This window comes from Cohnella pontilimi, assembly GCF_005049045.1.
Classification (GTDB): domain Bacteria; phylum Bacillota; class Bacilli; order Paenibacillales; family Paenibacillaceae; genus Cohnella; species Cohnella pontilimi.
In genome coordinates, this window is sequence record NZ_SUPK01000001.1 from 72,543 (window position 1) to 85,059 (window position 12,517).

General features: G+C 54.7%; 14 protein-coding genes. 12 read left to right on the top strand and 2 right to left on the bottom strand.

What is annotated here, in order from left to right; all coding sequences use genetic code 11:
- Positions 1-16: 16 nt before the first annotated feature.
- From E5161_RS00440 to E5161_RS00455, 4 genes are read left to right on the top strand one after another with little or no spacing between them, the layout of a single operon-like run.
- The gene (locus tag E5161_RS00440) at positions 17-712 is read left to right on the top strand and encodes a DUF421 domain-containing protein (protein WP_136775632.1); all 696 of its coding nucleotides are present in this window, start codon (positions 17-19) and stop codon (positions 710-712) included.
- Positions 713-768: 56 nt separating this feature from the next.
- Positions 769-1,281, top strand: a complete 513-nt coding sequence (locus E5161_RS00445; protein WP_169306531.1) for a TraR/DksA C4-type zinc finger protein — start codon at positions 769-771, stop codon at positions 1,279-1,281.
- Positions 1,282-1,283: 2 nt separating this feature from the next.
- The gene (gene ku / locus E5161_RS00450) at positions 1,284-2,156 is read left to right on the top strand and encodes a non-homologous end joining protein Ku (RefSeq protein WP_136775634.1); all 873 of its coding nucleotides are present in this window, start codon (positions 1,284-1,286) and stop codon (positions 2,154-2,156) included.
- Positions 2,153-3,043, top strand: a complete 891-nt coding sequence (locus E5161_RS00455; RefSeq protein WP_246042041.1) for an ATP-dependent DNA ligase — start codon at positions 2,153-2,155, stop codon at positions 3,041-3,043. The genes ku and E5161_RS00455 overlap by 4 nt, the downstream gene beginning before the upstream one ends.
- A 4-nt stretch (positions 3,044-3,047) precedes the next feature.
- Here E5161_RS00455 and E5161_RS00460 read toward each other — a convergent pair whose 3' ends face one another.
- A complete protein-coding gene (locus E5161_RS00460) occupies positions 3,048-3,962 on the bottom strand; it encodes a DNA-3-methyladenine glycosylase family protein (protein ID WP_136775635.1) in 915 nt (304 codons plus the stop codon).
- Between the two features lie 140 nt (positions 3,963-4,102).
- Between E5161_RS00460 and E5161_RS00465 the strand changes: the two genes are divergently transcribed.
- Together E5161_RS00465 and E5161_RS00470 are read left to right on the top strand one after the other, a co-directional pair.
- Positions 4,103-4,663 (top strand): bifunctional transcriptional activator/DNA repair enzyme AdaA, encoded by a 561-nt coding sequence (locus E5161_RS00465; RefSeq protein WP_136775636.1) that lies wholly within the window; start codon positions 4,103-4,105, stop codon positions 4,661-4,663.
- Positions 4,660-5,184, top strand: a complete 525-nt coding sequence (locus tag E5161_RS00470) for a methylated-DNA--[protein]-cysteine S-methyltransferase (protein WP_136775637.1) — start codon at positions 4,660-4,662, stop codon at positions 5,182-5,184. Before E5161_RS00465 ends, E5161_RS00470 begins: the two co-directional genes overlap by 4 nt.
- 141 nt (positions 5,185-5,325) lie before the next feature.
- Here the strand turns inward: E5161_RS00470 and E5161_RS20630 are convergent, their stop codons facing one another.
- Positions 5,326-5,481, bottom strand: coding sequence for a hypothetical protein (locus tag E5161_RS20630; RefSeq protein ID WP_169306532.1), 156 nt, complete (start codon positions 5,479-5,481; stop codon positions 5,326-5,328).
- 91 nt (positions 5,482-5,572) lie between these two features.
- Here E5161_RS20630 and E5161_RS21230 point away from each other — a divergent pair, with 91 nt between their 5' ends.
- The 6 genes from E5161_RS21230 (at position 5,573) to E5161_RS00495 (ending at position 12,502) form a co-directional block, all read left to right on the top strand.
- Positions 5,573-5,707 carry a hypothetical protein gene (locus E5161_RS21230; RefSeq protein WP_281279821.1) on the top strand — a complete coding sequence of 45 codons (135 nt, stop codon included), beginning with the start codon at positions 5,573-5,575 and terminating at the stop codon, positions 5,705-5,707.
- Positions 5,708-6,309: 602 nt separating this feature from the next.
- Entirely contained in the window at positions 6,310-7,821 is a 1,512-nt protein-coding gene (locus tag E5161_RS00475) for an FAD-dependent oxidoreductase (protein ID WP_136775638.1), read from the top strand.
- A 25-nt stretch (positions 7,822-7,846) separates the two neighbouring features.
- On the top strand, positions 7,847-8,377 hold the full coding sequence (locus tag E5161_RS00480; RefSeq protein WP_136775639.1) for a metallophosphoesterase: 531 nt from the start codon (positions 7,847-7,849) through the stop codon (positions 8,375-8,377).
- Positions 8,378-8,466: 89 nt separating this feature from the next.
- Positions 8,467-9,798: a hemolysin family protein gene (locus E5161_RS00485; RefSeq protein WP_246042042.1), complete on the top strand. Its 1,332-nt coding sequence runs from the start codon at positions 8,467-8,469 to the stop codon at positions 9,796-9,798.
- Between the two features lie 60 nt (positions 9,799-9,858).
- Entirely contained in the window at positions 9,859-10,791 is a 933-nt protein-coding gene (locus E5161_RS00490) for a manganese-dependent inorganic pyrophosphatase (RefSeq protein ID WP_136775640.1), read from the top strand.
- Between the two features lie 166 nt (positions 10,792-10,957).
- Positions 10,958-12,502 (top strand): family 10 glycosylhydrolase, encoded by a 1,545-nt coding sequence (locus E5161_RS00495; RefSeq protein WP_136775641.1) that lies wholly within the window; start codon positions 10,958-10,960, stop codon positions 12,500-12,502.
- Positions 12,503-12,517: the final 15 nt, after the last annotated feature.

Here is a 12,517-nt window from a genome sequence, read left to right on the forward strand (position 1 = left end):
GGGGGTGCAAGTCAAGATGCCGTACATCCAAATCGCCACAAAGTTGATCATTGCGGTGATTGCTCTCTGGACAATGACCAAAATCATGGGCAAAAAGGAAATCTCCCAATTAACCGCGTTCGATTTCATATCGTCTTTGATGCTCAGCGAGCTGGTGGGCAATACCGTTTACCAGCAAGACGCGCACATCCCGCAGCTTCTTTTTGCATTGGTCATATGGACGCTTCTCAGCATCGGAATTGAAAAGCTGGCGGCCGCGATCCCCTGGTTGTCCAAGCAGGCAAGCGGCAACCCCGAGCTGTTGATTAAACAAGGGATGCTCGACGAGAAAGCGATGAAGCGCAACAATCTGAACATCGACCAACTGCAAACACTGCTTAGGGAGCAGGGTGTGTTTTCGATTGCAGAAGTGGCATACGGTATTTTTGAATCGAATGGAAATCTCAGCGTCATCCGCAGGCCGGAAACGGAGAACGGACAGTTATCCGATGAACCCGTACCTATGCCGGCGGTCATCATCTCCAAGGGGAAAATCGATCGTCAGGCGCTGAGAGGAATCGGCAAAGATGAATCGTGGATGGTGGAGGAACTGCGCAAAAAAGGAGTCGACCGCCCCGAGGATGTGTTGTACGCGGAATGGTCCGACAAACATGGCATGCACGTTCAGATGAGACGGGACCCTCATGTGTCATTTTCGTCCCCGGTCGGGTAAGGAAGGTTACGGAATCCGCAGCCGGATGCCGCAAACCGATCCGAGGAGGAATCCCCATGAAACAGCTGACGGAATCGCAAATCGGGAAGCTGAAGCAGAGGCTCCTAGAAGAGAAGCGGGAATTGGAGAACCATTTTGAGATAAACGGAAGCGCCGTAGAAAGACAAGAGGCGGTGTCCAGCGGAGAACTGAGCACGTATGACAATCACCCGGCAGACATCGCCACCGAAGCGTTCGAACGGGAAAGAGACCAAGCGATAGACGAAACGTTCAGCGATAAGCTTCAGGACATTAACGCCGCTCTTCAGCGAATGGAGCAAGGAACGTACGGGATCTGCGAGGTGTGCGAAAATCAGATTCCGTACGAACGGCTGGAGGCACTCCCCTGGACGGCATTCTGTGTGGATCATGCAAACACGAACATGAACCTCGTTGGCGACTCGGAGACGCAAGACCCTGTCACTTACGAGATGGTCGCCCCGATCTTGCCGGACGACGCCGACGCGGCGAGAACGCTTGAGCAATACGGAAGCGCCAGTTCACCGGTTCCCGGTCCGCGGGAGGGATAAAGATGCAGACAATTTGGAAAGGCGCGGTCAGCTTCGGACTCGTCAACGTGCCGGTCAAAATGTTCACCGCGACGAAGGAAAACGATATTCCGATGAAAATGCTGCACAAAAAATACAACGTGCCGATTCATTACTCCCGTACTTGCCCAAAATGTGAGAAGGAAGTCGAATGGAGCGACATCGTACGGGGCTACGAGTATGAGCCGGGACATTTCGTCACTTTTACCAAGGAAGAGCTGGAAGCCGTCGCATCGGAGAATACGAGAGAAATTCAGATTTTGGATTTCGTGGACCTCGAGCAGATCGACCCGATCTATTATCAAAAAACGTACTATCTCGCTCCCGGCGACACAGGCACCCGCGCTTACCGGCTGCTGGTGAAGGCGCTGGAGACCACGAACAAAATCGGCATCGCGAACGTCACCATCCGTTCCAAGAGCAGCTTGGCGGCCATCCGTGTGGTGGAAGGCGTGCTGTCGATGGTGACGATGTTTTATGCCGATGAAGTCCGTCCCGTCGCGCAGGTTCCGAATTTGCCGGAGGACGACGATGTGAACGATAAGGAGCTGGAGATGGCCCAGATGCTGATTGGACAACTGGCCGCCAAGTTTGAACCGGAGAAATACGAGGATGATTACCGGGCAAGGCTGCAGGAAGCGATCGACCGGAAAATACAAGGCAAAGAGGTCAAGATGGCGCCGGAAGAGAAACCGACGAATGTCATCGACCTGATGGAAGCCCTCAAAGCCAGCTTGAATCAGGCCAAGAGCGGCGACGGCAGCAAAGACGACAAACCCGCCGCGAAGGCCAAAGGCAAGCAGCAGGCTGAAGAGAAGAAACCGGCGGCGAAACGCCGGAAGAGAACGGGCGCTTGACGCTGCTGCCGTTCGTGCCCATGTCCCCCATTGCCGCCGACTCGCTGCCTGAAGGAACGGACTGGGGCTATCAGCTGAAATGGGACGGTTATCGCTTGATCGTCTCCATTGAGGACGGTGAGGCGAAGCTGTTTTCCAAAAAAATGCTGCCTCAAAACGGGAAATACCCGGAAATCGCCAGAGCCTGCTCGAATTTGAAAGGCACGCTGGTGCTGGACGGTGAAGCTGTGGTGCTTGACCCAGACACGGGACGGCCGAGCTTCCAGCTGCTTCAGCAGCGTAACAAGCCCGGCGCTTCCGCGAGTACGCGGCAGCTGCACGTGCAGTATATCGTGTTCGATGTGCTTCGGATCGGGGATGAAGATCTTCGGGGCTTACCGTTCGCGGAGCGCGACCGCAGGCTGCGCGAGCTGGCTGCGAATTGGGAGGCGCCGCTTCACACGACGGATCTTTTTGCGAACGGTCCACTGTTGTGGGAGTGGGTCGTACGAAACGGCTGGGAAGGGGTCGTCTGCAAAAAGCTGTCTTCCCGTTACCGGGAAGGCAAGGAGCACCGCGATTGGCTGAAGTGCAAAAGAAAACCGGAATATGATGTCGAGATCGTCGGCGTTCTTTGGAAGGAAGGGCGCGTATCCAGCATGGTGATGGGGGAGAACGGCGCTTATTTCGGCCGCGTGTCGTCCGGCTTGAACGGCGCTTTGAAAGAGAAGCTGCGCGTGCTGGGCAATCCCGATCGGTCGCTTTGTCCGTTCGCAGACTACCCCGAGGCATTGAAAGGTTTCGAGGTCCGCTGGCTGCAAGAGCCGATCGGCGCCCGGGTGACGGGGAGCGAGCGGACCGAAGACGGCGTGCTCCGGCATCCGAAACTGTTGATGCTGGACCTATAGCGCATCAATACAGCGTTCTCCACAAGAAAAACACCGCATACGATTCCCACCCGGCCCAAGCATCAGCATACGCTCGGATTTCGGAGAGAGTAGGTTTCCGGTCCATTTTCAAAGCCGCTTTCATCGCCAAATGCAGACCGACGTCCTGGATCGGAAATGCGGAACGGAATCGCAAGCAGCGCATGGCGACATAATGGGCGGTCCAAGGCCCGATGCCGTGGATGGCGGTCAACCGTCGTTCTGCCGAATGAACGTCACCGGACGCCAAAAGTTCGTCCCTGGTTAAGCGTCCTTCCGCGATCAGACGGGCAACTCCGATGAGATATTCCGCTTTTTTGCGGGTCATCTGAAGGGCGGTCAGCTGCTCGGGATTCAACGAAGCAACGGTTTGCGCGGTCGGGAAAGTCCAATAGACCGTTCCGCCGTGTTCGGCGGATGACCCGAACGTTTCCACCAAGCGGCGTTTAAGCGTATAGGCGAATGTCAGGTTAATTTGCTGGCCCAGGATGGCCCAGCACACCGCTTCGAACAGATCGGGCACGCCGACCAGGCGCAGTCCGTAAAATTGTTGGGCCGGCCCGCTGAGAAGCGGGTCTTTTGCCGCCATGGCATAAAAGGGACTTAGATCCGTTCCCCAGTCGAACCATTCGGCGATATAAGCGGCGACCGCTTCCCGAACGGACGGCAGGCTTCCGGATTCGACACCCGCGATTCGTATGCGCAACGGTCCGTCCGGTTCCGGCGAGTCGATCGCCACGATTGGCCGCTGTCCCGCGGCTGGGATCGCAAGCGTAATCACACTCTCTTCGACACGAAAGAGACATTCGTTAGGGGATCGGGACAAATAGGCAAGGTTCTGCTCGAACCGGAACTCCTTGGGAGGCGTGAGCAGCATCGTATCCTGAAAATCGGCGTTCATTATCGTTTCCTCCACAGTCGTTTCTTCTTTTTTATCATAATTCTCCCTGCCGCGTTTTCAAATTTTTGCTCTCTCATTCCGAAAAGCTTACGCTGTCGGGATGCCCGGGTTATACTGTTTCAGTAGGAGGCGGTGATCCGATGGCGGAAAAATTGACGGAAAGCAAGTGGCGCGCAATCGTGGACTGCGATTCGTCGCAGGATGGGACATTTTTGTACGGGGTGTCGACTACGGGTATATTTTGCAGGCCGTCTTGCCGTTCGCGGACACCGTCCAAGGAAAACGTCGTTATTTTCAAAGATGCGAGGCAGGCGATGGAGCTCAAGTTTCGTCCCTGCAAAAGGTGCAAACCCGAGGGGATCCGTTTGCCGGATCAGCAGTGGGTAGATCAAATCGCGGATTGGCTGGAAAGCCATTATGCCGAGTCCATTACGCTGGAGCGGTTGGCCGGTGTTTTTCACGCCGGATCGTCCCATCTGCAGCGAACCTTTAAGAGAATACGAGGGGTTTCTCCGGCAATATTTTTGCAGCAAATCCGTCTGTCTAAAGCAGGGGAGCTGCTGAAGTCCTCGGAGCTTACAATTACGGATATCGCGACTGCGGCGGGGTTTACGAGCTCGGCTCATTTTGCAACCGTGTTCGCGCATAAGATGGGACTGACCCCTTCTCAATATCGGCAACGAAAGGCGGATGGCGCATGAGAATAACGGATCGAACGATGTACGCGGGAGAGTTCGACATCGGCGGCTGGCGGCTTTGGCTGGCGAAGACCGATCGAGGTCTTTGTTTTGTGGGTTCCGAGGAAGCTTGGAGCCATTGGCGTAAAAAGGAAGATTGGGTCCGGGACGATGAAAAGTTGAGGGTTTATGCGGAGCAACTGAGTGAATATATGCAGGGCGAACGGACGACGTTTACACTTCCCCTCGATGCGGATGGCACGGCATTCCAGCAGTCGGTGTGGAAGGCATTGACGGAAATTCCGTTCGGTGCGCGGGTTTCTTACACCGATATTGCGAACTTCATCGGGAAGCCGTCGTCCGTACGAGCTGTGGGAACGGCGATCGGGGCGAACCCGGTACTGATTGTTGTCCCATGCCACCGCGTCGTCGGCAAGAACGGCACGCTGACTGGATTCCGGGAAGGTCTGGAGATGAAACGGCATTTGCTTGAACTGGAGTCTCGGGATGGTGCTGGTCTCGGTGCCGGACGGATGGTAAAATAAGGGTGGAGTACACTTGATCGCAAAACGCGAGGTTGGAGTGAAAGTCTGAACCACCGGTCCTAAATGGCCGGCGGTTTTTCGTTGCTGCCGATTAATGGCGGATGGAGCTCCGGCAACATTGTTTCGGCGGGCGGCGGCGGATTAACGAGGATCGTCGGGAGATGGGACCCTGCCAGGCGCACGCCCGGGTTCAATCGTGACCGCCGAATCGGTATACCGTGTTTCGTGATGATCGGTGATACCGGACTGGGTGGTGCCTAACTCCCGTACTTCCTTGCCGGGCTTATTCTTTTTCACGCACTTCAACTCCTTTCTCTATGTGTTCAGTTTGCGGGAAAAATAAGGTTTTTATCCGCGACTCTTCGAAACGGATAAAGCAGGAAATCAGATGGAGATCACGAAAATTGTCGATGTATGCGTGCCGGCGATCATCCAACCTATTTTGCCTCGGGAGTGGTCGGTCGGAATATCCTCAGCATCCGCGGCCGCCCGCACCTGCAATCACGACGAACGGGGAGAATAGGTAGCGGAGAGCTACTTCTAAGCGAGGTACCAGGCGAATTGATGATAATAGGTAGCAGAGAGCTACTACGCGGTAAAGAAAACGACCGAGACGGAGAGAATAGGTAGCAGAGAGCTACTACGCGGTCGAGCGAATGTGATGTACGACGTCACTAAGTAGCAGAGTGCATCAATTTACCGTGCTCACCCACCAATTCGACGGGAGTGCTCAACTGTAAGTCAGCGAGAGTGGCTAACAGCAATGGCGGTGACGGGAGTGCGCAAGTGTAAGTTAGCGAGACTGGCTAACAGCCGTGGCGGCGGGAGTGCTCAACTGTAAGGCAGCGAGAGTGACTAACAACCGGCGCGATGATGGGACTGTGCAAGTGTAAGTAAGCGAGAGTGACTAACAGCCGGCCACATGTTGGGAACTGGCATATGTAAGATAGTCTAACTGCCTTACAACCGGTGCAGTGACGGGGATGTGGTGCGCTGTTCGCATCATTTAGGTAATTTCTCTCATTTACGCGGGTCGACGGCTGGGTTAGTATAGTCCGCATAGGTAATGATTACCGCCCTTGGAATTGAATCCAAGCGGCAAAGGGAGACCGTGCTGAGCATTCCATGAGAAAAGTCATCCTCGCTTTGTTATCGCTTGTCTTTATTGTACCCCTGGTTGTTTCTCCCGACTGGGCCGTCAATGAGCATGCCGCGGCAGCAACCGACCGCGCTCATCCGGATATCGTGATCATCGGTTCCGAGATGGAAGGCATGTATCTCGCCCGTGCCGCGGCGGATGAAGGCCTCTCCGTTCTCGTCCTCGACCCGCACAACAAACCTGGCGGACAGCTTATCCAAGGCGAAATGGTCTTTCTCGACGAACCGTTCGGCGATAACGGGGAGCTCATCCTGCAAGGCCGGGTCAAAGAGCTGTTTGATTTGTACAAACAGGGACAAGTCCGCAAAATCGAAGAGTTTCGCCGTTATTTCGATCGACTCGCGAAGGGAATTCCGATTGTGTCCGGCATCACGATTACCGGTTTGGACATCCGCCGGCAGCCGGACGCGTCGAGACGCACGGTCGAATCCATCACATACACCACGCCGGGCGGCAGAGAAGAAACCGTTTATCCCGGCTACGTAGTAGAAAATACCGATTTCGCCGCGTTGACCTCCCAGCTGGATCTTCCGCGTATTCCAGGCATGGAATCCATTGTCGGCAGCAATCCTGCATCCAAAGACTATATGGCCGCCACTTTCATGATGAAGTTCAAGCGTGTCGATTGGGAAGCCATGCGAAAATCGGTGATGGGCATGAGCCAACGGGCACGCGAGCAGAAATACGGCACCGAGACGACCGTAACCGGCACGATGACATGGGGCTTCGGCAAAATCGGGGCTGCTTACGATCCCGGCTCGAACGAATGGTTTCTGCGGGGATTGAATATCGTAAATCAACGGGATGGAGAAGTGACCGTCAACGCCCTGCTCGTCTATAACTTAGACCCTTCGAACGTGGAAAGCGTCGCAACGGCGATCGAGCAAGGGAAAGAGCAAACGAAGCGCATCATCGGTCACCTTCGCAATCAGCTTCCCGGCTGGGCGAAGGCCGAGATTAACGGTTACCCGGATTACTTGTACATCCGCGATTCCGACCGCTACGAGACCGAGTATGTGCTTCAAGGGACGGATCTCATGAGCGCCCGCATGTTTGAGGATAACGTGAGCATCGCCGGATATCCCATCGATATTCAGGGCACATCGTCGAGCAAATGGGGAACGAGACTCGGCAACCCCGATAAGTATGGGATGCCTCTTCGGTCTTTCCTATCGAAAGGGTACACGAACGTGATCGTCGCCGGTAAAAATGTCGGAGCTTCCGCCGTCGCTTACGGCAGCGCCCGCATTCAGGCACAAACCGCACTTGCGGCGGAGACCATCGGGATTATGCTGGGCCGGATGAAGGGCCAGCCGGGCCTGGCGGATCTGGACGCCAAACAGATGGCCCAAATGCACCAATATCTCCGCACCAAGTACAAAATTACTCTCACCGGGATCAAGGGCAAAGACAAGCTTACCGGAATGAATGACAACAAGCGCGAGCTGTTTGATAGGGGCAAACTCATTATTCCTTAACCATGATATGGCGAGGTGAGCGCGGGTGAAAATCGTGGTCGTCTCCGACACACATATTCCACGCATGGCCAAATCGCTGCCTGCTCGTCTTGTACGCGAGCTCGAAAGCAATACCGACCTGATCCTGCATGCCGGGGATTGGACGAGCGAACAAGTTTACGACCAGCTCGTCCGTTATGCCCCGGTGGAAGGCGTCGCCGGCAATAATGATGGAGAGGCCCTCCTCATGAGGTTCGGACTGCGGAAGAAAATCGTGAGCGGCGGAATCCGCATCGGGTTGGTGCACGGTCACGGACCCAACCCGCGGCTGACCGCGGAGCATCGGGCGGCGGCGGCATTTGATCAGGGTGAAGTGGATATCATCGTGTTCGGACATTCCCATATTCCCGTTCTGAAGCGGCTGGACGGAATGCTGCTCTTCAACCCGGGTTCCCCAACAGATAAACGAAGGCAGAAGCAATATTCATTCGGCATTCTCTCGATATCGGGAACCGACATCCGCGCCAAACACGTTTTTTATGACAGCAAGGACCCTCCGAAAGCGAAAAAAGCCTGAAATGAAAAGGGATCAGCCGGCCGCGGTCGGTTGATCTTTTCTTTTTTCGGTTAAAAGTTGAAGACGACGAACCGAATCGGGTGATGCACATGGGAAACCTTCTTCTGGTGCTGTTTTTCGTGCTTTGTACCGCGTTTTTCGTGGCGGCGGAGTATTCCGTGATCCGGTCCCGGATGAGCCGGATCGAGCAGCTCGCGGCGGAAGGCAGCAAGAAAGCGCTCCGCGTCAAACAGATCATTTCAAGACTGGATGAATATTTATCGGCATGCCAGCTCGGGAACACGCTGACCAACCTGGCTATAGGCTGGCTGGGAGAATCGGCGGTAGAGCGGCTGCTGCATCCGTTGTTTGTTTTGCTGAGGATACCGGCTTCCTTAACCGGCATGTTGTCATTCCTGATCGCCTTTCTACTGCTTACCTTCGTGGAAGTGGTGATCGGTGAGCTCGTTCCGAAGACGCTGGCGATCCGGCTCGCGGAGCCGCTGGCCATGTTTCTGGCGCGTCCGCTCATGCTGTTTTTCAAGATCACCTATCCGTTCAGCTGGTTCATGACCCGTTCAGCACGGCTCGTGACCGGATTGTTCGGCGTGAAAGCCATAACCGGGGAAGAGACGACGCATACTGAAGCGGAATTACGGCTTATTTTATCCGAGGGATATAAGAGCGGCATTATCAATCCTTCCGAGTTTCGATACGTGACGAACATTTTCGAGCTCGACGACCGGGTAGCCAAGGAATCCATGGTTCCGCGTACGGATATCGACTTCGCACACTTGGAGGATACGGTGCTTCAATTCGTGGAGCGTACCGCGGTGTCGCCTCACAGTCAGTATCCTGTTATCGAAGGCGCAGACAAGGATCGGGTCGTCGGGATGGTTGAGATGAAAGAGGTGCTGAGCGATTATATCCGGGGCGTACGGGACCCCAACGGCACCCTTCAACTTTACCTCAAGCCGGTCATCCAAGTGATCGAGACGATCTCCGTGCAGGACTTGCTGCTCAAAATGCAAAAAGACCGCATCACGATGGCGGTATTGATCGACGAATTCGGCGGGACCTCGGGACTGATCACCGTGAAGGACATAATCCGCAAAATCGTCGAGGATCAGAAAGAGGCGCGGGATGACCTGGGTCAGCCTCTCATCGAGAAATTGCAGGATGGCCGTTACATTGTCAGCGCCAAGCTCCCGATTGCGGATGTGAACCGTCTGCTCGGCACGAAGCTGGACGAAGAAGGCGTGTATACGCTGGCAGGATGGATGATGAGCCGCAAATACGAGCTGCACGAGAACGACAAGATCGGCGAGGACAAATGCGACTTTATTGTGCGGGATATGGAGGAACGGCAAATCCGGAGGGTGGAAATTGTCCGGCACAACGGCGGCGCGCCGCAAGGGGACAAGCCGGCCGCCCGCGCTTGATTGGCGAACCGGTTCTGGAGTATACTTTTCTCGCTGAATAACGATCGAAGGAGCTCTGATATGGATAAAACATTGATTTTCGGACACAAAAATCCGGACACGGACACGATCTGTTCCGCTATCGCCTATGCCGATCTGAAGAAGGAGCTGGGTTGGAACGTCGAGGCGGTGCGCCTCGGTAACGTAAGCGCGGAGACGCAATTTGCGCTGGACAAGTTCGGCGTGCAGGCGCCGCGGTTGGTAGAGTCGGTCGCCGGAGAAGCGAAGAAAGTGATTCTGGTTGACCACAATGAGCGCCAGCAAAGCGCACCCGACATCGATCAAGTGCAGGTCGTGGAAGTAATCGACCATCACCGCATCGCTAACTTTGAGACCAGCGGACCGCTTTACTACCGTGCCGAGCCGGTCGGCTGTACCGCTACAATCCTGAAGAAGCTGTACAAAGAAAACGGCGTGTCCATCCGCAAAGAAATTGCCGGCCTGATGCTGTCTGCGATCATTTCCGACTCGCTGTTGTTCAAATCGCCGACCTGCACGGACGAGGACGTTGCTGCAGCGCGCGAACTGGCGCAAATCGCCGGAGTAGACGCCGATTCCTACGGGCTGGATATGCTGAAAGCCGGCGCGAACTTGAGCGACAAATCGATCCAAGAGTTGATTTCACTGGACGCCAAGGAATTTCAAATGGGCGGCGCGAAAGTGGAAATCGCCCAGGTGAACGCGGTGGACGTGAACGACGTGCTGAACCGCCAGAAGGAACTCGAAGATGCCCTGCAAGGTATCATTGCTTCCAAAGGGCTGGATTTGTTCCTGTTCGTCGTCACCGACATTCTCAATAACGATTCTGTCGGCATCGCGCTCGGCTCCAAGGCGTCTGCCGTGGAGAAAGCTTACAACGTCACATTGTCCGATAACAAAGCGGTGCTGAAAGGTGTCGTATCTCGTAAATCGCAAATCGTTCCCGTCCTCACCGATACGTTTAACCAAATGTAAAGTACCGCCTCACGATATAGTGAACTGAAACCGCCGCGAGGCGGTTTTTTGGGTTCATGAGATAATTTTAATGCCATATTACAAGTTTCGACAGCAACGACTGGCCTTCTAAAGCGTCATAACGTTAAAGGCTAATTTTGCGCGATAATGGAGGCTGGTTCGTCTCATGACTTTTCGAAAATGGTCACTCTGGTTTGTTGCCATATGCTTCATATTCTCGTTTTTCTCCGTCTCCGTTCATGCCCAAACCTCCCAGGTCATCCGCATCTATTTGGACGGTATATGGCTGAAAGGCGACGTTGACCCTTACATCGATCCCAAAGTGAATCTGACCATGGTGCCGCTTCGCATTGTCAGTGAAGGGTTAGGAGCCAAAGTCACATGGACCCCGAAATCTAAAATGGTGACGATTCAGCGATCCGGAACCGTCATTACGATGATTGTCGGCCAAAAGACCGTAACGGTCAACGGAAAGAAGACATCTCTCCAAGCGCCTGCCGTGCTCAAGTCGAGCCGGGTCATGGTGCCTCTTCGATTTGTCAGCGAAACGTTGGGCTTGCAGGTAAAATGGAATGCGGCGACGAAATGGATACAAATGATTTCTAAACCGGGGCAAGAAATCAAGGGCGCATGGGTCAGCACCGTGTTCCACTTGGATTGGCCTTCCAGCCAATCTTACGGGCAGAAGGAAGTCCAGGTGCAACAGTATGTGACCATGCTGGATGAGCTTCAGTCCATGGGAATGAACGCGGTATACGTACAGGTTCGACCTGCGGCGGACGCCTTTTATCCGTCTGCGTTCGCGCCTTGGTCCAAATTTTTGACGGGAACGCAGGGCCAAAATCCCGGCTATGACCCACTTGCTTTTATGGTGGAAGAAACGCACAGGAGAGGGATGGAGTTCCACGCGTGGTTTAACCCTTTCCGCGCCAATACAGGCTCGGCATCGGAGACTTTCGACGCGAAGCATGTCGCGGTCCGGCACCCGGAATGGATGGTGACCGCTGCCGGGGGCAAGATGTACATCAACCCAGGCATTCCTGCAGCCCGTCAAGAGATCATTGACGCGATCATGGAAGTGGTACGGGGCTATGACGTGGACGGCGTTCATTTGGACGACTATTTCTACCCTTCGAGCGGCAATTTCGACGATCAATCCGCGTTCTTGGCTTACAACCCGAAACAGATCGCCAATTTGGACGATTGGCGGAGAGACAACATCAACGAGTTTGTCCGCACACTCGGACAATCGATCCATGCTGTCAAGAAAGAGGTAAAATTCGGTATCAGCCCGTTCGGCGTATGGCGCAACCAGTCTGCCGACCCGACCGGATCGGCCACGAACGCAGGCATTACGGCTTACGACGATATGCACGCGGATGTGCGGACGTGGATTCGAAACAATTGGATCGATTACATCATGCCGCAAATTTACTGGAGCTTCTCTTATTCCAACGCGCGTTATGACGTGCTCGTCGACTGGTGGGCACGCGAAGTGGATGGAAGCAATGTGAAGCTGTATATCGGGCACGCGCCTTATAAGCTCGGGACGAGTGAAGCCGGCTGGCAGACCGCGGATGAAATCGTCCGTCAGCTTCAATATAACGAGACCCGTCCGCAAGTGCGCGGCGACGTGTTTTTCAGCGCCAAAGACTTGCGTCGCAATCCTTTGGATATCATTAAAGCGCTAAAGGCGTATTACAAAGTGTAAATCGAATCCATCGGG